General features: G+C 61.7%; 18 protein-coding genes. 12 read left to right on the forward strand and 6 right to left on the reverse strand.

From position 1 onward, the window contains the following. Position 1 precedes the first annotated feature (1 nt). From ACZ5WQ_RS13140 to ACZ5WQ_RS13155, 4 genes are all read left to right on the forward strand, one after another. Positions 2–1,201, forward strand: coding sequence for a 3-oxoadipyl-CoA thiolase (locus tag ACZ5WQ_RS13140; protein ID WP_338212441.1), 1,200 nt, complete (start codon positions 2–4; stop codon positions 1,199–1,201). 161 nt (positions 1,202–1,362) lie between these two features. Further along, the gene (locus ACZ5WQ_RS13145) at positions 1,363–1,662 is read left to right on the forward strand and encodes a hypothetical protein (RefSeq protein WP_088275973.1); all 300 of its coding nucleotides are present in this window, start codon (positions 1,363–1,365) and stop codon (positions 1,660–1,662) included. Between the two features lie 72 nt (positions 1,663–1,734). Continuing rightward, positions 1,735–2,217 carry a YbhB/YbcL family Raf kinase inhibitor-like protein gene (locus ACZ5WQ_RS13150; protein WP_228247138.1) on the forward strand — a complete coding sequence of 161 codons (483 nt, stop codon included), beginning with the start codon at positions 1,735–1,737 and terminating at the stop codon, positions 2,215–2,217. A gap of 190 nt (positions 2,218–2,407) precedes the next feature. After that, positions 2,408–3,235, forward strand: a complete 828-nt coding sequence (locus ACZ5WQ_RS13155) for an acyl-CoA thioesterase (RefSeq protein ID WP_228247139.1) — start codon at positions 2,408–2,410, stop codon at positions 3,233–3,235. Between the two features lie 159 nt (positions 3,236–3,394). On the opposite strand, the gene ACZ5WQ_RS13160 is transcribed toward ACZ5WQ_RS13155, so the two are convergent. Both ACZ5WQ_RS13160 and ACZ5WQ_RS13165 read right to left on the reverse strand, forming a co-directional pair. After that, entirely contained in the window at positions 3,395–4,063 is a 669-nt protein-coding gene (locus tag ACZ5WQ_RS13160) for a crotonase/enoyl-CoA hydratase family protein (protein ID WP_338212442.1), read from the reverse strand. Then, positions 4,060–5,685, reverse strand: a complete 1,626-nt coding sequence (locus ACZ5WQ_RS13165) for an AMP-binding protein (RefSeq protein ID WP_338212444.1) — start codon at positions 5,683–5,685, stop codon at positions 4,060–4,062. Before ACZ5WQ_RS13165 ends, ACZ5WQ_RS13160 begins: the two co-directional genes overlap by 4 nt. Positions 5,686–5,944: 259 nt before the next feature. Between ACZ5WQ_RS13165 and ACZ5WQ_RS13170 the strand changes: the two genes are divergently transcribed. From ACZ5WQ_RS13170 to ACZ5WQ_RS13195, 6 genes are all read left to right on the forward strand, one after another. Beyond that, entirely contained in the window at positions 5,945–6,739 is a 795-nt protein-coding gene (locus ACZ5WQ_RS13170) for an IclR family transcriptional regulator (protein WP_228247142.1), read from the forward strand. A gap of 327 nt (positions 6,740–7,066) precedes the next feature. Next, the gene (locus tag ACZ5WQ_RS13175; protein WP_269688434.1) at positions 7,067–9,160 is read left to right on the forward strand and encodes a 3-hydroxyacyl-CoA dehydrogenase NAD-binding domain-containing protein; all 2,094 of its coding nucleotides are present in this window, start codon (positions 7,067–7,069) and stop codon (positions 9,158–9,160) included. Between the two features lie 63 nt (positions 9,161–9,223). Next, positions 9,224–10,420 carry an acyl-CoA dehydrogenase family protein gene (locus ACZ5WQ_RS13180; protein ID WP_088275962.1) on the forward strand — a complete coding sequence of 399 codons (1,197 nt, stop codon included), beginning with the start codon at positions 9,224–9,226 and terminating at the stop codon, positions 10,418–10,420. 11 nt (positions 10,421–10,431) lie between these two features. Then, entirely contained in the window at positions 10,432–11,565 is a 1,134-nt protein-coding gene (locus tag ACZ5WQ_RS13185; protein WP_464382454.1) for an acyl-CoA dehydrogenase family protein, read from the forward strand. Between the two features lie 168 nt (positions 11,566–11,733). Further along, entirely contained in the window at positions 11,734–12,483 is a 750-nt protein-coding gene (locus ACZ5WQ_RS13190; RefSeq protein WP_269688432.1) for an electron transfer flavoprotein subunit beta/FixA family protein, read from the forward strand. 2 nt (positions 12,484–12,485) lie between these two features. After that, positions 12,486–13,415 (forward strand): electron transfer flavoprotein subunit alpha/FixB family protein, encoded by a 930-nt coding sequence (locus ACZ5WQ_RS13195; protein WP_228245008.1) that lies wholly within the window; start codon positions 12,486–12,488, stop codon positions 13,413–13,415. Positions 13,416–13,706: 291 nt separating this feature from the next. On the opposite strand, the gene ACZ5WQ_RS13200 is transcribed toward ACZ5WQ_RS13195, so the two are convergent. Together ACZ5WQ_RS13200 and ACZ5WQ_RS13205 are read right to left on the reverse strand one after the other, a co-directional pair. Then, positions 13,707–15,851, reverse strand: a complete 2,145-nt coding sequence (locus tag ACZ5WQ_RS13200) for a methyl-accepting chemotaxis protein (RefSeq protein WP_464382455.1) — start codon at positions 15,849–15,851, stop codon at positions 13,707–13,709. Positions 15,852–16,089: 238 nt separating this feature from the next. Then, complete coding sequence (locus ACZ5WQ_RS13205) at positions 16,090–17,109, reverse strand: cyclase family protein (protein WP_228245926.1); 1,020 nt, start codon at positions 17,107–17,109, stop codon at positions 16,090–16,092. 178 nt (positions 17,110–17,287) lie between these two features. Here ACZ5WQ_RS13205 and ACZ5WQ_RS13210 point away from each other — a divergent pair, with 178 nt between their 5' ends. Then, complete coding sequence (locus tag ACZ5WQ_RS13210; protein ID WP_088275746.1) at positions 17,288–18,085, forward strand: undecaprenyl-diphosphate phosphatase; 798 nt, start codon at positions 17,288–17,290, stop codon at positions 18,083–18,085. On the opposite strand, the gene ACZ5WQ_RS13215 is transcribed toward ACZ5WQ_RS13210, so the two are convergent. Both ACZ5WQ_RS13215 and ACZ5WQ_RS13220 read right to left on the reverse strand, forming a co-directional pair. Beyond that, complete coding sequence (locus tag ACZ5WQ_RS13215) at positions 18,062–18,745, reverse strand: cupin domain-containing protein (RefSeq protein WP_228245927.1); 684 nt, start codon at positions 18,743–18,745, stop codon at positions 18,062–18,064. The two genes, ACZ5WQ_RS13210 and ACZ5WQ_RS13215, sit on opposite strands and share 24 nt — an antisense overlap. Beyond that, positions 18,738–21,002 carry a putative bifunctional diguanylate cyclase/phosphodiesterase gene (locus ACZ5WQ_RS13220; RefSeq protein WP_335599718.1) on the reverse strand — a complete coding sequence of 755 codons (2,265 nt, stop codon included), beginning with the start codon at positions 21,000–21,002 and terminating at the stop codon, positions 18,738–18,740. Before ACZ5WQ_RS13220 ends, ACZ5WQ_RS13215 begins: the two co-directional genes overlap by 8 nt. Positions 21,003–21,151: 149 nt before the next feature. Here ACZ5WQ_RS13220 and desA point away from each other — a divergent pair, with 149 nt between their 5' ends. Next, positions 21,152–22,336: a delta-9 fatty acid desaturase DesA gene (gene desA / locus ACZ5WQ_RS13225; RefSeq protein ID WP_088275748.1), complete on the forward strand. Its 1,185-nt coding sequence runs from the start codon at positions 21,152–21,154 to the stop codon at positions 22,334–22,336. Positions 22,337–22,380: the final 44 nt, after the last annotated feature.

The raw sequence follows: 22,380 nt of genomic DNA on the forward strand, positions 1-22,380 counted from the left end.
CATGACTGCCTATATCTATGATGGCCTCCGTTCACCTTTCGGCCGCCACGCCGGCGCCCTGGCCAGCGTGCGCCCCGATGACCTGCTGGCCGAAGTCATTCGCGCTGTGGTCACCCGCAACCCCTTCGAGGGTCAGGACTACGAAGACGTGGTCATGGGCAACACCAACCAGGCCGGTGAAGACGCGCGCAACGTCGCCCGTCATGCCGGCCTGCTGGCCGGTCTGCCGCAGGAAGTCGCCGGCGTTACCGTCAACCGCCTGTGCGGTTCCGGTCTGGCGGCCATTCTCGACGCCGCCCGTGCGGTCAAGACCGGTGAAGGCGACCTGTTCGTAGCCGGTGGTGTGGAAAGCATGAGCCGCGCGCCCTTCGTTATCGCCAAGAGCGAAAGCGCCTACAGCCGCGACTTCCGCGCCTTCGACAGCACCATCGGCGCGCGTTTCCCGAACCCCAGGGTCGAGAAGCAGTACGGCGATGACACCATGCCGCAGACCGCCGACAACGTCGCTGCCGATCTGGGCATCACCCGTGAGGAAGCCGACACCTACGCTGCTCGCAGCCAGGCGCTGTACGAGAAGGCTCGCGCCGACGGTTTCTTCGCCGAAGAGATCCACCCGATCGAGGTTTCCCAGGGTCGCAAGAAGCCGGCCAAGGTGATTGATCAGGACGAACATCCGCGCCCGAGCAGCGATCTGGCTGCCCTGTCCAGTCTGCGCCCGCTGTTTGAGGGCGGCGTGGTTACCGCAGGCAACGCGTCTGGCGTCAACGACGGCGCCGCTGCGCTGATCATCGGCAGCGAAGCCATTGGTCAGAAGTACGGCATCAAGCCGCGCGCCCGCATCCTGGCCGGCGCCGTGTCCGGTGTTGCGCCGCGCGTCATGGGCCTGGGTCCGGTCGAAGCCTGCAAGAAGGCACTGAGCCGCGCCGGCCTGACGCTGGATGACATGGACGTGATCGAGATCAACGAGGCCTTCGCTTCCCAGGTCCTCGGCTGCGCCAAGCAGCTGGGTATCGCCTTCGACGACCCGCGCCTGAACCCGAACGGCGGGGCCATCGCAGTCGGCCACCCACTCGGCGCCTCCGGCGCACGCCTGACCCTGACCGCCCTGCGCCAGCTGGAGCGCACCGGCAAGCGTTACGCACTGGTCAGCCTGTGTATCGGCCTGGGCCAGGGTGTGGCAGCGGTGATCGAGCGCGTTTAACGCGCTCGCGGAGCTACAAGCTACAAGCTACAAGCTACAAGCTACAAGCTACAAGCTGAGAACCCCTGCCTCGTCCTGGTTTGGGTTTTAGCTTGCGGCTTGAAGCTTGCGGCTTGAAGCTGATAGCTTCTACCCCTCATTCCCTGTCAGCGACCCCTTGCATGCAGCTCAACTCCAGCAGCCCCTTTGAATGGCTCGGTTCCGCCATCGGCAGCGTCGTCCGCGTTGTTATCGACAGCCTGATCTGGCTGTTTACCATGCTGAGCAATGCCAGCTCCGATTTCATCAACGGCTTTTCCCGTGCCCTGGGCGTCAACAGCAACCTGTTGAGCATCGCCGCGGTGATTCTCGGCCTGTTTTTGATCTACACCGGCGTGCGGGCCTTTATCCGCCGCAAGATCGTACTGGGGATCATCTGGGTCCTGCTCGGGCTCTGGCTATTGAGCGCCCTGATCAATTGACACGCGCTTGTCGGCAGACCGGTGCATAGTAGTATTTCGGTAGTTTTCGGCTAAAAATCTGAGGAGAACACCATGGGATTCGCATTTTCCAATGAACTGGAGCTGACCAGCAGCGCCTTCGCCAACAACGGCGCGATCGCTGCCAGGCACACCGGCGACGACGTTGACGTATCTCCCGCCCTGAGCTGGAAGAACGCACCGGCGGGTACCAAATCCTTTGCCGTCATCTGTCACGATCCGGATGCCCCGCTGATTTCCGCCAACGGCACCTACGGCTTTGTGCACTGGGTGCTGTACAACATTCCGGCCAGCGTCAGCGAACTCGCCGAAGGCTGCGCCGACTACACCCAGGGTGTGAACAACTTTGGCAACAGCGGCTACAACGGTCCGCTGCCGCCGGAAGGTCACGGCCAGCACAAGTACTATTTCTGGATCATCGCGCTGGACGCCGAGCTGAATCTGCCGGCCGGTCTGACCCTGTGGCAACTGCTCGAGAAGATCGAGCCACACGCTACCGCGATGAACCGCCTGATTGGCACCTATCAGCGCGGCTAACTCCTCTGTTGCGGCACCTGCAATGGGTGCCGCAACGCTGCCAGAGAGTCGTACCGAATCACCTCCCGCCCCGCTTCTCCCCGGTCGATAGCAACGGATTCACAGCATCAAGCTTGCTGGTCTGCGCATTCAACAGCGGCCTATTATGACCATCATATTCAATCGTTCCCGCCGTAACGGAATCCCGCAGATGACCGAAGCAACCCCTCACAACCATGCCTTTGACCGTGCCATTGCGCTGACCGCGGCTGGCCCCAACCTGTTCAAGGGCAACGTCGACGACAGTTTTCAGAACATGGTCGGGCCATTCGGCGGCGTGACCGCAGCCATCCTGCTCAACGGCGCCTTGCAGCACCCGGAACGCATCGGCGAGCCGATCTCGCTGACCATCAACTTTGCCGGCCCGGTCCAGCTCGGCGACTTCGAGCTGGAAGCCATCCCCCTGCGCACTAACCGCTCGACCCAACACTGGCTGCTGCTGCAGAAACAGAACGGCGAAGTTGTCACCAGCGGTACCGCCTGCTTCGCCACCCGCCGAGAGACCTGGTCCGAACAGCAGCACGACATGCCTGCAGCACCGGCCGCTGACAGCCTGCCGCGGGTGGAACGTGGCGAGCGCAACTGGTTTCGAAACTATGATTTCCGTTACGTTTCAGGCCTGTTTGACCCCAACCGCAGTGACGGCAACCCAGAGGACGCCCACAGCGAAACCCTGCTGTGGACCCGAGATAATCCGCCCCGGCCGCTGGACTTCGCGTCACTGACCGCGCTGGGTGACGTATTTGCGCCACGGATTTTCCACCGCCGTCAGCGCTTTACTCCCGCCGGCACGGTGTCGCTGACCCATTACTTCCACGCCGATACCGATCAACTGGCACGCGCGGGCGATCGCCACCTGCTTGGCCACGCCCGAGCGACGCGTATGCACAACAATTATTCGGATCAGGTCGCGCACCTGTGGAGCGATGACGGCCAGCTACTGCTGACCACCACCCAGGTGGCGTATTTCAAGGAGTGACCCACAAGGATCGCCCCCAAGCGTAGGGGCACAGCGTGCTGTGCCCGTGTGGTCAGCACGCTATCTCGTGGGCGGGTATCGTTCCGTGCAATCTTGACCTCGGGCACGGCACGCCGTGCCCCGGGATGGCGCTACTCTCGAATGCTGCGCCCCGCTGGTTCAGCCCAGCAGACCGACAAACGCCTCACGCAGCGGCGCATTCAAAAGCGCACGGGTCTCGCGGTAGGCGCGACGATCCAGCCCCGCCAGCTGACGGGTTTTGGCGCGGGCGCGCTCAAGCAGCTGCTCCGCCGGCTGCAGCTCGTCGAAGAAACCGGCTTCCAGCGCGCCGACCGCGGCAAAGACCTCCGCCTGCAGCACACAGCGGTTTAGCCACTGCGGCGACAGCCGGGCCCGCGCCTGGAGCATGGCCCCGTCCGGCATGGTCATTCCGATAGCCACCTCATTCAGCGACACCCGGTAATCACCTTCGGTACCCAGGCGATAGTCCGCGAGCAGCAGCATAAAGGCGGCCTTGGCCATGGCATGACCGGTAGCAGCAATCACCACTGGCGCAGGATAGTCGAGCAGCGCCAGCGTCAGCCGGTCACCGGCTGCGCGCATGGCATCACAGGCCGGCCCACCGGCATCGATCAGCTTGCGGTCATAGCCGCCGCTGAACACGCCGGGACGGCCGCTGATCAACAGCGCGGCGTCCGCCTCCGCCGCCTTGGCAATGGCCGCGAGCAACTGTTCCAGCATGCTTTCCGAGAGCGCGTTGACCTTGCCGTCGTCCAACCGGATTTCGGCAATGCCATCGGCAATGGTCAGCTGCAGCGGCGCGCTCACGCCTTGGCCTCACCGCGCGCTTCGTCGCGCAGCACCCGGCGCAGCAGCTTGCCGACGGTCGACTTGGGCAGGTCGTCACGAATCTCGACATGCTTGGGAATCTTGTAGCCGGTCAGGTTCTCGCGGCAGTGGGCGATGATGGCCGCTTCATCCAGAGTCGCATCGTTGAGGCTGACAAATATCTTGATCGCCTCGCCGGTCCGTTCGTCCGGCACGCCGACGGCTACACACTCGCGAATGCCGGCATGACGCATGACCGCGTCTTCAACATCGTTGGGATAGACGTTGAAGCCGGAGACCAGAATCATGTCCTTCTTGCGGTCCACCAGCTTCAGGAAGCCCTCCTCGTCCAGCAGGCCAACGTCGCCGGTCTTCAGCCAGCCGTCTTCGGTAAAGGTTGCGGCCGTCTCATCCGGACGGTGCCAGTAGCCCTGCATCACCTGCGGCCCCTTGATCAGCACTTCGCCCGGCTCACCACGCGGTGTTTCCTTACCGTCGTCATCTACGGTCTTGACCCAGGTATCGATTACCGGCTGACCGATAAAACCTTCCTTGTAAGGGGTATTCGAGGTCGAGGCGACCACCACAGGAGAGGTTTCGGTCAGGCCGTAACCTTCACGCACCACACTGCCGGTGCGCTCCTGCCAGCGGCGGGCGATCTCGGTGTTCAGCGGCGCACCGCCGGAGTTGACCCACTTCAGCCGGCTGAAGTCGACACTGTCGAAGTCCGGGTGATTCATCAGCGATACAAACAGCGAGTTGATACCGGTCAGCAGGGTGAACGGATGGCGTTTCAGGTCGGCGATCATGCCATCGAGATCACGCGGATTGGTGATCAGAATGGTATGGAACCCGGTGAACACCGAGGCGATGCAGTTCGCGGTGAAGGCGAAGATATGGTACAGCGGCAACGGCGAGACTCGCACCTCACCGCCATAAGTCACGTCGCCTTCCTTCAGAATGCTGACTGCCTGCAGCACGTTACAGAGAATATTGCGGTGGGTCAGCATTGCGCCCTTGGAGACACCGGTAGTACCGCCGGTGTACTGCAGCAGCGCCAGGTCGTCCAATTCGCGATCGATAGTCACCGGGGCCAGCTCGTCACCCAGACGCAGCGCCTGCATAAAGCGCACTTCATCGGCGGCACTCGCGTCGTACTGCGGGTTGCTGAAGTCATCCATACTGGTGACGATCAGCGTTTCGATCTCGGTCTCGTCCTGGATCTTGCGCACCAGCGGGATCAACTTGTCGAGTACCACCACCGCACGGGCGCCGGAGTCGGCGAACTGGTGGCGGGTTTCGTAGGGGGTGTACTGGGGGTTGGTGTTGACGATCACCAGGCCGGCGCGCAGCGCGCCGAAGATAGCAATGGTGTATTGCAGCAGGTTGGGCAACTGAATGGCCAGGCGGTCACCCGGCTGCAGGCCGGCATGCTGACGCAGGTAGCGAGCAAAGGCATCGGCCCTGCCACGAAGCTGGTTAAAGGTCAGAGTGTCGGCACCGCAGGAGAACGCAGGCTGGTCGCCATAACGACGGCAGGATTGGTCAAGAATATCGAAGATCGTGGTGTGACCCAGCTCTGCCAGTTGTGCGCTGACGGCGTAATGCTCAGGAGTAGACATCTCAGCCTCTTGTTTTTGAACTATTGTTTTGCACTGCGAAACGAAATACCAAAAAGATGCTATTCTATTCGAGGCAGGCTGTGCAATGATCGAGACAGTCGGCATTGCCCCCGGTAACAAAACAGCAACAGAGTGTCAGTGTGTCACTGTGCAGAACCATTGATCGTGATATCGTTCCGCGCTCTGACCATAACAATAAAAGAAAGCATCAAATCACATTCGGCCGCACCCTCCGATGGGCCACAAGGTATACAACCCAATGAAAGATGAGTTGGAAGCAACAGTAAAGGAATCCCCTGCCAAGGACCGCAAGTTCGTCGAAGCACTCTCTCGTGGGTTGGACGTGTTACGCGCCTTCAGTCAGGGCTCGGTGGTCATGGGCAATCAGGACATCGCCCGCATCACCGGGCTGCCCAAGCCGACCGTGTCGCGCATGACCTATACCCTGACCAAGCTCGGCTATTTGAGCTACTCAACCCAGCTGGAAAAATACCAGCTCGACTCCGGGGTGCTGGCACTGGGATATGCCTATGTGTCCAACCTGCGGGTACGCCAGCTCGCCAAGCCCTATCTCGACGAATTCGCCCGCAACACCAATACCTCGGTCGGCCTGACCTGCCGAGATCGTCTGTCGATGATCTACGTCGAAAACTGCCGCCCGTCGGAATCCACCTCGCTGCGCATGGATGTGGGTGAACGCCTGCCGCTGGCCACCACCGCCGCCGGCCGGGCCTACCTTGCAGCCATGAAGGAAGACGAGCGCAGCCACCTGCTCGATGCCATCCAGGCGCGCAACCCGGATACCTGGCCTGAACTGCAGGCCTCCCTGCAACGCAGCTTTGACGAGTATAAGCAGCACGGCTTCTGTCTGTCGCTCGGCGACTGGGACCGCAACGTCAACGCCGCCGGCGTCCCCCTGCACCTGCAGGACGGCAGCCTGATGGTCCTGACCTGCGGCGCACCCTCCTACCTGGTGTCCGAAGAGCGGGTCAAAAACCAGCTCGCCCACCAACTCGCCATGCTGGCGCGGGATATCGAGCGGCTTGGGGTTTGACCCCAGCTTCAAGCTTCAAGCGGCAAGAAAAACCCGGACCTGTGTGAGCCGGGTTTTTTGTGCCCACCTGAAACAACGTCTTCCCCGGTTCGGGGTTCGGGGTTCGGGGTTCGCTTGAAGCTTGAAGCTTCTCGCTTGCAGCTTGCAGCTGTGATGAATCCAGCGGTCGCTAGCGACTGCTGGATTCATCACCTTAACTAATAAACCGCCATTTCCCCCACCGGGGGCATCGACAAGCGGTTTTATTTTTTGTATTTTGCCTAGCGAAACGCGGTTTCACTATTTCGCATAGTGAAACGCCATCCCCAATCCTGACGGAGGTCAAGCATGTCGGACGTGGTCACTCTGGAGCGCAAAGGCGCCATCGCGGTCATCACCGTGAACAACCCACCGGTCAATGCGCTGGGTATTGCCGTGCGTGAAGGTCTGCAGCAAAGCTTCAACGCTGCCGAAGCCGATCCGGACGTAAAGGCAATCGTACTGGTCTGTGAAGGCATGACCTTCATGGCCGGCGCGGACATCAAGGAATTCGGCAAGCCGCCGAAGGAGCCGAGCCTGCCTGAAGTCGTCAACGGTATCGAAGCGGGCAGCAAGCCGAGCGTTGCGGTCATCCACGGCACCGCGCTGGGTGGCGGTCTGGAAGTCGCCGTCAGCTGCCATTACCGCATCGCCGTCAAGAGCGCTAAGGTCGGTCTGCCGGAAGTCAAACTCGGCCTGCTGCCGGGTGCCGGCGGCACCCAGCGTCTGCCGCGCCTGGTTGGCGTAGCCAAGGCACTGGACATGATCGTCAGCGGCAACCCGATCGGTGCCGCGGAAGCACACGACCTGGGCGTGATCGACGAACTGGTTGAAGGCGATCTTACCGCTGCCGGTATCGCTTTCGCCGAGAAGCTGCTGGCCGAAGGCAAGGGCCCGCGCCGCACCGGCGAGCGTACCGACAAACTGGAAGGCGTCGACAACGCCGCAGCCGTCGCTGCCAAGCGCGCCGAGATCGAGAAGAAGATGCCCGGCCTGTTCTCGCCCCAGCGCTGCGTCTCTGCCGTTGAAGCCGCCTTCGCTCTGCCGCTGGCCGAGGGCCTGAAGCGCGAGCGCGAGCTGTTCGCAGAGTGTCTGGTGTCGCCGCAGCGCGCCGCCCTGGTTCACGCCTTCTTCTCCGAGCGTCAGGCCTCCAAGATCAACGATCTGCCGAAGGATACCCCGGTGCGCGACATCAAGTCCGCCGCGGTCATCGGCGGCGGCACCATGGGTGTTGGCATCGCCATCTGCTTTGCCAACGCCGGCATCCCGGTCAAGATCCTGGAAATCAGCAGCGAAGCACGCGACAAGGCACTGGAGCGCGCCCGCGACACCTACGGCATGAGCGTCAAGCGCGGCAGCCTGACCCAGGACGCGCTGGAAAAGCGCATGAGCCTTATCAGCGGTGTAACCGATTACGCTGACCTGTCCGACGTCGACGTGGTTGTCGAAGCCGTCTTTGAAGACATGGGCGTCAAGCAGAAAGTCTTCGAAGCACTGGACGCCAACTGCAAGCCGGGCGCCATTCTGGCTTCCAATACCAGCTCGCTGGATCTGAACCAGATCGCACAGTTCACCAAGCGCCCGGAAGACGTGGTTGGCCTGCACTTCTTCAGCCCGGCCAACGTCATGCGTCTGCTGGAAGTCGTGCGCGGCGAGAAAACCAGCTTCGAAGTACTGGCTACGGCCATGGCAATCGGCAAGAAACTGAAGAAAGTCTCTGTCCCGGTTGGGGTTTGCGACGGCTTCGTCGGTAACCGCATGGTGTTCCAGTACGGTCGCGAGTCCGAGTTCCTGCTGGAGGAAGGCGGCACGCCGGAGCAGATCGACGGCGCCCTGCGCAAGTTCGGTCTGGCCATGGGCCCGTTCGCCATGCGCGACCTGTCCGGTCTGGACATCGGTCTGGCCATTCGCAACCGTCAGCGTCAAACCCTGCCGGCCGAATTCAAGCTGCCGACGGTACTCGACAAGATGGCCGAAGCCGGCCTGCTGGGTCAGAAAACCGGCAAGGGCTTCTATGTCTACGAGAAGGGCTCGCGTACTCCGCTGCCGAACCCCGAGCTGCCGGCCATCATGGAAGCCGCCTCGAAGGAACAGGGCATTGAGCGCCGCGAGCTGAGCGATGAGTACATCATCGAGCGCACCATCTATGCGCTGATCAACGAAGGTGCCAAGATCCTGGAAGAAGGCATTGCCCAGCGCGCCAGCGACATCGACGTCATCTACCTGAACGGCTACGGCTTCCCGGCCCACCAGGGTGGCCCGATGTTCTATGCTGACGCGATCGGCCTGGATCGCGTGTACGCCCGCATCTGCGAGTTTCACGAGCAACACGGCGCCTGGTGGAAACCGGCCGCCCTGCTGGAAAAACTGGCCAAGGAAGGGCGCAAGTTCGCCGATCTGTGATGAATCAGCGCGACCGGTGACGATACCGGTCGCCAGATACCCGTATTACAACGAGGACACAAAATGGAAATCCATTACTCCCCCGAACAGCTCGCCTTCCGCGACGAAGTGCGTGAATTCCTCAAGCAGGAACTGCCTGCCGACATCGCTGCCAAGGTCAAACTGGGCAAGCACCTGCACAAGGCCGACCACGAGCGCTGGCAGAAAATTCTGTCCAAGCGTGGCTGGTACGCGCCGGGCTGGCCGGTCGAGCACGGCGGCACCACCTGGGGCCCGATCGAGAAGCACATCTTTGACGAAGAGTCCGCCGCCTTCGGCGCACCGCGTCTGGTGCCGTTCGGCGTCAACATGGTTGCCCCGGTAATCATCAAGTTCGGCACCGAAGAGCAGAAAGCCAAGTACCTGCCACGTATCCTCGACGGCACCGACTGGTGGTGTCAGGGTTACTCCGAGCCGGGCGCCGGTTCCGACCTGGCCTCGCTGAAGACCCGCGCCGTGCGCGATGGCGACTACTACATCGTCAACGGTCAGAAGACCTGGACCACTCTGGGCCAGCACGCCAACTGGATCTTCTGCCTGGTGCGTACCGATCCGGAAGCCCAGCAGCAGCGCGGTATCTCCTTCCTGCTGATCGACATGGCCACCCCGGGTATCACCGTGCGTCCGATCATCACCCTGGACGGCGATCACGAAGTCAACGAAGTCTTCTTTGACGACGTCAAGGTTCCGGTTGAGAACCTGGTCGGCGAAGAGAACAAGGGCTGGACCTGCGCCAAGTACCTGCTGACCCACGAGCGTACCGGCCTGGCAGGTATCGGCGCATCCAAGGCCGCGCTGACCAACCTCAAGCGCATCGCCTCCAAGCAGCAGAAGAACGGCAAGCCGCTGATCGAAGACGCCCTGTTCCGCAGCCAGATCGCGGAAGTGGAAATGTCGCTGATGGCCGCCGAAATGAGCACCCTGCGCATCGTCGCAGCCGCCTCCGAAGGTGGCGTACCGGGCTCGGAAAGCTCCATCCTGAAAGTACAGGGCACCGAAATCCGCCAGGCCATCACGCACCTGATGCGCAAGGCACTGGGCCCGTACGCGCTGCCCTTCCTGCCGGAAGAGCTGGACCTGGACTTCGATGGCGAAATGCTGGTCGACGACTACGCTGCCTCCCCGGCTTCGCAGTACTTCAACATGCGCAAACTGTCGATCTTCGGCGGATCCAACGAGATCCAGAAGAACATCGTCTCGAAAATGATTCTTGAGCTCTGAGGAGGCTGACCGTGGATTTCAAACTGACTGAAGAGCAGCAGATGCTGCAGGAAACCGCAGAACGCCTGGTTCGCGACGTTTACGACTTTGAAAGCCGCAAGGCATTCAGCGAGAGCGAAGCCGGCTTCAGCACTGCATTCTGGCAACAGCTGGGTGAGCTGGGCCTGACCGCCATTCCCTTCTCCGAGGAGCTGGGCGGTTTCGGCGGCACCGGCGTTGAGACCATGCTGATCATGGAACAGCTGGGCAAGGGCATCTGCCTGGAACCCTACATGGAATCGGTCATTCTGGCCGGTGGCCTGATCGGCCAGCTGGGCAGCGACGCCCAGAAAGAAGAGCTGCTGGGCGGCATCGCCACCGGCGAACTGCAGGCTGCGGTTGCGCTGGACGAGCTGAACAGTCACTACGATCTGGCCAACGTCACCACCACGGCTGCCGAGCAGGGCGGCGAGTGGGTCCTGAACGGCCGCAAGGGCGTGGTGATCGGCGGTCAGACTGCCGGCAAGATCCTGGTTTCTGCCCGTACCGCAGGTAACAACCGCGACGAACAGGGCATCAGCCTGTTCGTGATCGACCCGAGTGCAGCCGGCGTTAGCCGCCGTATCTACGCGACCGTTGACGGCCGCAAGGCATGCGAGCTGTTCCTCGATAACGTCAAGGGCGAGCTGCTGGGCGAAGCCGGCAATGCCTATGACGCCATTCGCTACCAGAGCGGCCGCGCCATCGCCGCCCTGTGTGCCGAAGCGGTCGGCGCCATGCGCACCGCCTGCGACCTGACCCTGGACTACCTGAAGACCCGCAAGCAGTTCGGCGTGCCGATCGGCAAGTTCCAGGTTCTGCAGCACCGCATGGTCGACATGATCAGCGAACTGGAACGCGCCACCTCCATGGCAATCCTGGCAGCCTGTCTGGCTGACGACGAAGACAGCGCCGAGCGCAGCGCCAAGCTGGCCGCCGCCAAGTTCGTCATCAACCGCGCTGGCCGTTATGTCGCCGAACAGTGCATCCAGCTGCATGGCGGTATCGCCATGACCTGGGAATACAACGGTGCTCACTACGCCAAGCGTCTGGTCATGATCAGCCACCAGTTCGGTGATGACGACCACCACCTGGAAGCCTATGCTGCGCAACTGAGCGTCGCGTAAGTTCCTTCCGGACAGCCGGGCTGGCGTCAATCGGTCGCCAGCCCGGCATTTTTGTCCAGCAAAGCGACAATTTGTACTTTCGGGCGCTCACTCTGCCCGGTATCCTATGCAGCCCTTTTAATGTCATGCGCCCGCGGGCGTCTCAAGACTTGTGGAGGACTAACGTCCATGAAAATCCTCGTTGCCGTTAAGCGCGTGGTCGATTACAACGTCAAGGTTCGCGTCAAGGCCGATAACTCCGGTGTTGACCTGGCCAACGTCAAGATGTCGATGAACCCCTTCTGCGAAATCGCCGTAGAAGAAGCAGTACGTCTGAAAGAAAAAGGCGTTGCTACCGAGATCGTCGCTGTCACTGTCGGCCCGACCGCCGCCCAGGAACAACTGCGTACCGCGCTGGCACTGGGTGCTGACCGCGCCGTTCTGGTCGAGTCCGCCGACGAGCTGAGCTCGCTGGCCATCGCCAAGGCGCTGAAAGCCGTTGTCGACAAGGAACAGCCGCAGCTAGTCATCCTCGGCAAGCAGGCCATCGACTCCGACAACAACCAGACCGGCCAGATGCTGGCTGCGCTGTCCGGCTACGCTCAGGGCACCTTCGCCTCTGAAGTGGCTGTTGAAGGCGACAGCGTCAAGGTCACCCGCGAAATCGACGGCGGTCTGCAGACCGTTGCACTGAAGCTGCCGGCCATCGTTACCACTGACCTGCGTCTGAACGAGCCGCGCTACGCGTCGCTGCCGAACATCATGAAGGCCAAGAAGAAGCCGCTGGAAGTCGTCAAGCCGGAAGATCTGGGCGTGAGCACCGCATCGACCGTGACCACCCTGAAGGTTGAAGCCCCGGCTGCCCGCAGCGCTGGCATCAAGGTCAAGAGCGTTGACGAGCTGGTCGACAAACTCAAGAACGAAGCCAAGGTGATCTGAACATGAGCATTCTGGTTATTGCTGAACACAACAACGCCGAGCTGAACGCGGCGACCCTGAACACCGTTGCAGCCGCCAAGGCCATCGGTGGCGACATCGACGTTCTGGTTGCCGGCGCAGGCTGTGCCGCTGTTGCCGACGCTGCTGCCAAGGTCGCTGGCGTCAACAAGGTCCTGCTGGCCGACAACGCTGCCTACGCGAACCTGCTGCCGGAAAACGTTTCCCTGCTGATCGCTGAACTGGGCAAGGGTTACAGCCACATCCTGGCTCCGGCCAGCACCAACGGCAAAAACTACCTGCCGCGCGTTGCTGCACTGCTGGACGTTGATCAGATCTCCGAGATCATCGGCGTTGAAAGCGCTGACACCTTCAAGCGTCCGATCTACGCCGGCAACGCGATTGCCACCGTGCAATCCAGTGCTGCGATTAAGGTCATCACCGTTCGCTCCACCGGTTTCGACGCCGTTGCTGCCGAAGGCGGCAGCGCTGCGGTTGAAGCGGTTGCCTCTGCCCACGACGCTGGCGTTTCCAGCTTCGTTGGTGAAGAGCTGGCCAAGTCCGACCGTCCGGAACTGGCGGGTGCCAAGATCGTCATCTCCGGTGGTCGCGGCATGCAGAACGGCGACAACTTCGAGATGCTGTACAAGGTCGCCGACAAGCTGGGCGCTGCTGTGGGTGCATCGCGCGCCGCGGTTGACGCAGGCTTCGTACCGAACGACATGCAGGTCGGTCAGACCGGCAAGATCGTTGCACCGCAGCTGTACGTTGCGGTCGGTATCTCCGGTGCGATCCAGCACCTGGCCGGCATGAAAGACTCCAAGGTGATCGTTGCGATCAACAAGGACGAAGAAGCGCCGATCTTCCAGGTGGCCGACTACGGCCTGGTTGCCGACCTGTTCGAGGCGGTACCGGAGCTGGAAGGTAAGCTGTAACCGGCGCGAAGCGCGGTTACAGCAGCCGCAAGCTTTACGCGGCAAGCTGCAAGAAAAACCCCGGTCTCGTGAGAGCCGGGGTTTTTCTTTGCTCAGCTTCAAGCCACAAGCCACAAGCGGCAAGAGAACCCCAGTCTCGCGCAGGCTAGGGGGTTTGCCTTTGCCTTTGCCTTTGCCTTTGCTTGTAGCTTGTAGCTTGTAGCTTGTAGCTTGTAGCTTGTAGCTTGTAGCTTGTAGCTTGTAGCTTGCGGCTTGAAGCTTGCAGCTGACCGCCAGGCCAGCATCGCTGGCCTAGCGGTCGGCACTGACCTGAAACGTATCCGACAACTGATGCAGCCGCGACGCGGTTTCCTTGACCTGCCCCGAGCTGGCGCGCAGTGCGGTAATGACCTGACTCATCGAGCGCGTCGCGTCGGCCACGTGACCGGCCTGACGACCGTGTTCCTTGCTGTTGGTGTCCATCACCGAGATCACCTCGAACAGCTCCTCGACGGTCTGGTACAGCAAGTCGTTGTCATCCGACGCGCTGGCCGCCTGTTGCAGCTGCAGGTCTACATCAGCAACACCGCGCTCCATCACCACCACGGTTTCCCGGGTTGCATCGCGGATGCTGGTAATCCCCTGGCTGATCTCGTCGGCGGCCTTGGCGGTTCGAGCTGCCAGCGCCCTGACCTCGTCCGCCACCACCGCAAAACCACGCCCATGCTCGCCCGCACGGGCGGCCTCAATAGCGGCGTTGAGCGCCAGCAGATTGGTCTGGCTGGTAATGTCGGTAATCAGCGAGACCATGCCGACAATATCGCCGGTGCGATTGTCCAGCACCTGCACACTAGCCGCCGAGCTCTCGACGATATCGCGAATCTTGCGGGTGCCGCTGGTCACCGTATCCAGCCGGGCGCGCGCAGCCTCGACCACGGAAGCCATGCTGGCCTTCATCTGCGCGGCGGTTTCCGAGGCCGCATTGACTGTCTGCAGCTGTGCTTCAATCATGCCCAGCATCTGCTGGATATTGCTAGTCACTTCCTCTGCGGTATCGCTGGCCTGCTGATTGCGACCCAGCATCTGCTCACTGTTCTGCAGAGCGTGACGACTGGCCTGCTTGACCCGACCAACGATGGTGTCGAGGTTGTCGATAAAGCTGTTGATCCAGCGCCCCAGCTCGCCGGTCTCGTCTGGCACCAGGCGACTGGTATCCATGCGTTGACTGAGGTTGCCCTCGCCTTCGGCAATATTGCGGATGATTTCAGTCATGCGGCCCAGCCGACGCGCCAGCTTGTTCGTAGCACTGTGCCAGAACCACAGGCCCGCCAGACCCAGCACGCCAACGTGAGCGGCCAGCGCTGGCCAGCCATCCAGACCGATCAGATCGAAACCCAGCTGGGCAACAAAGACCAGTGCGGCAAGAACCCAGAAATCCTTCATCAGGTTGTAGCTGAGCGAACGGTACCGGTAGACCTCTTCCAGGTCTGCTTCGCACATCATGCCCCAGCGGTCGGGCGAGCCTGGCAGACTGAAGGTCACACCCTTGCCGATTACCGGAATGTGACGATAGTCGGAGTAACCGGGGTATTTGACGTAGGTGTTCTCGCCCTTGCGAATGGTTTCGCGCACACCCGGGTGCAGCTCGCCGGTGGCCGGATCGGTAAAGCGCACCTCGAACTCGGTATGCTCGCGGACGCTGACCGTGCCCCACGCCGTCCGGATACCATTCTTGAGGTTGTCGCCGTGGCTGAAGGTGTTGTCTTCAAAGCGCGAGCGAGACAACGCACGGCCCGGCTCAATCGAGGGATTGAAGCGTGACTCGACCATGAAGATGTAGTTGTCACCCGACTCCTGATAGATATGTCCGGCCTCACGCTGGATCAGATCACCCAGCACATCGTTGGGTACCCGTGCACAGAGGCAACCAAGCGCCTCGCCGTTCGGACCGTGCAATGGCAAATAGAACATCAGGGTGACGGCATCGTGGAAGCTGGAAGTGGAGGGCCCCAACTTGAGGGTTCGCTGATCGACATACGGCCCGTGCAAAAAACGATGCTGCAGCCCCGCCCGCACCGCCTGGGCATCAAGCTGCAAGTCGCTGAGCTGACCGGCGCTGCTGGCCAGCGCGGTACCGTCCGCACCAAGCAGCAGCAGCTCTGAGGCATCCGGCAGCTTGCTGCGCAGTTTACGCAACTGCGCCTCGCTCGCCTCGGCACCGCCGTCGCTCAGCTGCTGACCAATGCCCTGCAGCCCGGCCCACTGGTTCTCGCACCATTGCTGCAACAACCGCACCCTTGTTGCGGCAAGACTGTCGAAAATGGACTCAAGCTGGCCGTAACGGTTGCGGTTGACCCGGCAGGCCCAGCCCATGGCGAGTTTACCGGCTGGCCCGAACCACGGGAGCCACCGCCGCTCCGACACTGACAGGTTCATTTGGTCGCTTTTCAGGCTCATGGTGGCAATCTCCAGCTTCAGTCGAACCAGGCCCGAAGCAATATTCACACCATAAAGCATGGCACCGCGTCATCATGCAGCTCGCGTATGAGCACGATGACTGCACCGCCATCAGATGCGCACCACGACAAAGCAGCATTCGCCCCTTAATTGCGCGCGCGCACCAATATCGAGCACTACCTGTCCGAATGGTCGGGTTTTCGCGAGATTGTCCGGCCGGCTCCGCGTGTTACGAGCACTAGACCAGTGCAACCGGCGAAACCGGCGATCCCACCGCGCCCGGCAAGCGCAACGGCGGCGCCGTCAACATGAACCGGTTGCGGCCACCGGTTCGCAGATGTTGCGCCAGCTCGGTCAGGTACCAGAGTTCGCCCAAATGCACCCCCAGCTTGAACAGGCAATGCTCATGCAGCGGCAAGGCAGCACAACATCCCTGCCCCTCTCTCGCCGGATAGGCCTCAACCGCGTAGTTGTCGGCAATCAACACGCTCAGGCCGCTATCGGTAATCCACTGCAGCAGCGCCGGATCGCGGCCATCCAGCACCGCGCAGCTGGATGCCAGCCGCGCCGCGTCGGGCTGACGGTCCATCTCCAGAATCACGTCGGCGAACCCGGTATACAGACAAACCATGTCCCCCGGCTCCACCACCACGCCGTCTGCCTGCATGATTTGCTGAAGCCGCGCATAGTCGACCAGCACCCGCTCCCGACCGCAGTGCCGCTCCAGGTCAATCAGCACAGCGCGACCACTCACCGCTGTCTCGGCCATCTTCTCGATGCCCAGCCGGGTGGCGTTTACGCCCTCCAGCCCGTCCTCGTGACCGGAAGGCCCGCAAATATGCTCGCCCGCCTTCCAGCCGTTGTAATACAGCGGTTCGGCCACCCCGTCACCGTCGGCGTCGAACAACCCGCCCACGTGCGAGAGCGCATCCCACTGGGTTGAATACTGAGTAAACAGCAATACCGCATCGTCACTGACCACGTCGGTAAAACTCGGATTCAGGCGCTGCAGCTCGAAGTTGTAGTTGAGCTTGTCGGCACGCCCGGCGGTAAAGCGTCTGGGCGGGTGCCGCAGGCGGTTGAGGGCATTACCGCCGGGATAGTCCAGCGGCAGGCTGAGGCAGAAGCTGCGCCCCTCGCGCACTTCTGCAACGCCCTGCAGCACCTTCTCGGGGGTCAGCAGATTGAGACGGCCAAGCTCGTCGTCCGGACCAAAATCGCCCCAGTTGGAGCCCTCGGGTCGATGTTGCCAACGCATGTGATTCTCCTTGTTGTAGTGCGTCATCCGACAATGACATGACAACCGCGCGGTGAACCATTGTCTGCCACACGAATCAGTACCGGTGTTGGCAGCGCATAATCGCAACGAGGGTCGCGCCAGCACCGTCCGGCGTGCTTTACTTGCGCCTTTTCAACTAGCGGAGCACAGGCTGACGATGGAGTGGCTGCAGGTTTTCATTCTGGCAATAGTTCAGGGCATCACCGAATTTCTGCCGGTATCAAGCTCGGCCCACCTGATTCTGGTGCCGGTGCTGACCGACTGGCCCGATCAGGGGCTGGCCTTTGACGTTGCCCTGCATCTGGGCAGCCTGTCCGCCGTGCTGATCTACTTCCGCCGCGACATCCTCGGCATGACTGTCAGCTGGGGCCGCTCACTGACCACCCGCCAGCTGGATGACGACGCAAGACTGGCCTGGGCGGTGATCCTCGGTACCATTCCCGTAGGGCTGGCCGGGCTGCTGCTCAAAGACACGATCGAGACCGTGCTGCGCTCGCCCATCTATCTGTCGATCGGCCTGATTGCCTTCGGCCTGCTGCTGGGCTGGGCCGACTGGCGCCACCGCGGCAGCCGCAGCGAGCACCAGATGACCTGGAAGGATGTGCTGTTCATCGGCTGCGCGCAGGCGCTGGCGCTGTTTCCCGGCACCTCGCGCTCCGGCATCACCATGACCGCCGCGCTGATGCTGGGCCTGAGCCGCGAAGCCTCGGCGCGCTTCTCGTTCCTGCTGTCGATTCCGGTGATCGTACTGGCCTGCGGGCTGGAAACCATCGAGCTGATCGAAAGCAAGGTGGCCGTCGACTGGCTGCACATGGCGGCCGGTGTGCTGCTGTCCGGTATCAGCGCCTACCTGTGCATCCACTACTTCCTGGCGTTCATCAAGCGGATCGGCATGCAGCCCTTTGTGATCTACCGCATTGTGCTGGGCGTGCTACTGCTCTGGGTCTTCCTGTAACCCGCGCAACGCGCCGAACTTGAGCAACAGCCGGCTCGGTTCGGCGGCGCGCAGCCCCAGCTCGCCCAGGCGGGTATCTCGCAACCAGCTGAACGCGCGGTGAGTCTGCCCCGCCTCGGCGAGACCGCCGCTGACCACCAGCAGCTCACCCGCCGGGTCACCCTGCCAGCGCAGCTCCGCCCCGGCCCGGCAATCCAGCAGCCAGGTACGCTCGCAGCCGTGCTGGTGCAGCAAGCTGCCGCTGACACCAGCACAAAAGGTCACCGAGTTCGCGCTGTCAGCGGTCAGACGCACGGTTGCCTGATCGTCCTCGGCGAACTGATTGAGCTTGACGAAAATCAGGCAGCCCGGCTGCGAAAAAGGCGCATGCTCTGACCCCGCCGGGCTACGCAGATAGCTGCCGGCAGGATAATCACCCGACTGATCGCTGAACACGCCCTCCAGCACCAGAATCTCTTCTCCGGCCGGATGCCGATGAACCGGGAAACGTGCACCCGGCAGATATTCCACCAGACTGGTTACCTGTCCGCTCTCCGGCGCCTCACGCTCCAGCTGCCAGCGCCTGATCGGCGCTTGCGGCGCCGCCTGCCAGTGCTGATCCTGCGGGCCGACCCGACAGGGCAGTCGACGGTCCATGCGCAGCGGCTGAAATTCAGTCATGGCCAGGCTCTCCCAACAGCTTCTCGATTTCGTCGGCCGGTAACGGACGGTTGAACAGGTAACCCTGCCCCATATCGCAGCCGAGACCGCGCAACAGGGCCTCCTGCTCCTCGGTTTCCACACCCTCGGCAATCACTTTCAGCTGCAGGCTCTTGCCGAGCGCGATGATGGCACGCGCCATCGCGCTGTCACTGTCACTGCCCGGCAGGTCGGAGACAAAGCCGCGGTCAATTTTCAACTTGTTGACCGGCATGCGCTTGAGCCGCAGCAACGACGAGTAGCCGGTGCCAAAATCATCGATTGCCAGGCCGACACCCAACTCCGACAGCCGATCCAGCAGCTGAACGCCCGCTGCGTTAAAGTGCATGACCTCGTCTTCGGTTACCTCCAGCTCAAGACACTCGGCAGGCAGTCCATAGCGTCTGAGCACCGTCGACACACTACCAAACACATCACCGCGCTCCATCCAGTAGCCGGACATGTTGACCGCAACGGCCTTCAGCGGATAGCCCGCATCAATCCAGCACCGCAACTGTCGGCAGGCCTCATTGAGCACGTACTCATCAATATCGCTCATCAGACCGGCGTTGCGCGCGACCGGCAGAAACTCGTTGGGAGCTACCAGCCCCTGGGTTGGATGTTGCCAGCGTACCAGCGCTTCGAGGCTGACAAAGCAGTCACTGCGCAGGTCCTTCTGCAGCTGGTAATACACACGCAGTTGGTTGTATCTGATCGCTTCGTGCAGGTCGGTTTCCAGACTCAGGCGGCGACGCGCCAATTCGGTCAGCTCCTGGGTGTAGAAGGCATACCCGTTGCGCCCCCGCTGCTTGGCCAGCGACATGGCAGAGTCGGCATTTTTCAGCAGCTCTGCTCCATCCCGACCATCCTGCGGAAACAGCGCCAGACCGATACTGGCGCTCATGTGTAGCAGCTGGCCCGACAACTCGAACGGCTTCTGCAGCAGGCGCAGGATGCGCTCGGCCAGCTTGCCCATCTGGCTTGCCGAGACATCGCGCTCAAGCAGCAGGGCAAACTCGTCGCTGCTGAGCCGGGCCAGCGTGTCGCTCTCCTCGCAGACCTGCAGCACCCGCTGGGCGACCAGTTGCAACAGTTGGTCACCAGCGCTGTGGCCAAGGCTATCGTTGACGCCCTTGAAGCGGTCAAGGTCAATAAACAGCAGACCCAGCTCTCCTTTCGTTCGCCTCGAGCGGGCAATGGCGGTGCTCAGACGTTCGTTCAGCAGCAGCCGGTTGGGCAGCTTGGTCAGCGGATCGTGGTGCGCCAAATAATCGATTTCCTGCTGATTGCGCTTGATCACGCTCATGTCCGCGAACACCGCCACATAATGACTCAGCTCGCCACGATGGTCCTTAACGCTGATGATGTTCTGCCATTGCGGATAGATTTCGCCGTTCTTGCGCCGATTCCAGACTTCCCCGGACCAGCGCCCGGTGGCATGCAATTGCTGCCAGAGCTGACGATAAAAGGTGCGATCATGCCGGCCGGAGGCAAGCATGCGCGGCTGCCGACCAATCACCTCGGAGGGTTCGTAGCCGGTGATCTTGCAGAAAGCATTGTTGACATCCAGGATGGTCTGGTCGACGTCACAGATCAGCATCCCCTCACTGGTGCAGTCGAACATCACACCGGCCTGGCGCAGGCGCTGCTCACGGTCAACCTGCTCGGTAACATCACGCAGCATGCCCACCAGCCGCACGGCGCGACCGCTTTCGTCGCGCACTGCCTTGCCGCCGACCTGAATCCAGCGGTTACCATCCTGCCGGCTAATCCGATAGCTGACATCCAGGCGCTCGGAGTCCCCTCGCAGATGACGCACCAGCTCCCGGCGGGCCAGCTCGCGGTCCTCGGGATACAGCAACTCCAGCCAGTCCGGGAGCAAGGCGCCCTGCTGGGCAAGTCCGAGAATTTCCCGACCGCGCAACGAGACATACATTTCGCCACTGGCGATATCCCAGTCCCAGAGACCATCGTTGCCCCCTATCAGGGCAAGATTGAAGCGCTCCTGACTGCGTCTGAGCGCCTCTTCATGCTGGCGCCGACGACGCAGGTGGTAACGCACGAGAAAATACAGCCCAGTACCGGTCACCAGCACAAAGGCCGTACCCTTGATGCTCTGCAACCGCGTCTGCAGCGCGGGATCAACCAACTGAAGAAGGCTGTCGCTGAACAGGATCCAGGCCGTGGCCATGACGACATAGGACAGGGCCACCGTCAGGGCGCCAGCGCTGGATCTCATACCGGTTTTCCGGAGCAGTTCATCAACATTCGGAAACTATAGCAGGTGGTGCGGAGCGACCCGCGGTCATGTTCATCACACATCGGTTGGTCCATAATCACCGGGAAACGGGCTTTTGCCCGCGTATTCTAACGAGGTAAAGCAGATTTATGTGGTACAACGGCATTCTCAACTGGTCGGCGTGGCAGCTGCTGGCGGCCACTCTGGTCCTGACCCACATCACCATCGTCAGCGTCACAGTCTACCTGCATCGCTATTCCGCGCACCGCTCGCTGGAGCTGCACCCGGCGCTCAAGCATTTTTTCCGTTTCTGGTTGTGGCTGACAACCAGCATGAACACCCGCGAATGGACCGCCATTCACCGCAAGCACCACGCCAAGTGCGAAACACCTGACGACCCGCACAGCCCGGTACACAAGGGGCTTTTGACCGTGCTGCGCAAGGGAGCCGAGCTGTACATGGAAGAGGCAAAAAACGAAGAGACCCTGCGCATCTACGGCAAGAACTGCCCGGATGACTGGATCGAACGCAATCTCTACCAGCGCTTCCCGCTGGCCGGCGTCACCCTGATGGCGCTGATCGACATCGCCCTGTTCGGCGTGCTCGGCATTACCGTCTGGGCAGTGCAGATGCTCTGGATTCCGGTGCTGGCCGCGGGCGTGATCAACGGCCTGGGCCATGCCGTCGGCTATCGCAACTTCGAATGCCGCGACGCGGCCACCAATCTGCTGCCGTGGGGCATTCTGATTGGCGGCGAGGAACTGCACAACAACCACCATACCTATCCCAACTCCGCCAAGCTGTCGGTCAAGAAGTGGGAGTTTGACATGGGCTGGATGTGGATTCGCCTGTTCAGCCTGCTGGGTCTGGCCGAGGTGCGTCGTACCGCGCCGATCGCCCACAAGATTCGCGGCAAGCAGACGCTGGACATGGACACCGCCATGGCGATTCTCAACAACCGCTTCCAGATCATGGCGCAGTACCGCAAGCATGTGATCAAGCCGCTGGTGCGCAGCGAGATAGCCCGTCTCGACGCCTCGATGCACCATCTGTTCCGCCGCGCCAAACGCCTGCTCAGTCGCGAAACCAGCCTGCTCGACGACAGGCATCAGGCCCGCATCCAGGCCATGCTGGATCACAGCCAGGCGCTCAAGGTGATCTACGAGAAGCGCCTTGCGCTGCAGCAGATCTGGGGACGTACCAGCGCCAACAGCCACGAAATGCTGCAGGCACTGAAAGACTGGTGTCATCAGGCAGAGGAAAGTGGCATCAAGGCACTGCAGGATTTTGCCTGGCACCTGCGCAGCTACTCGCTGCGACCGAATATGGCCTGAATAGAGCCGTCCTTGTGCGGCTCGCCATGATCCGCACAAGGCGC

It is taken from the genome of Halopseudomonas sp. T1L2 (assembly GCF_055397385.1).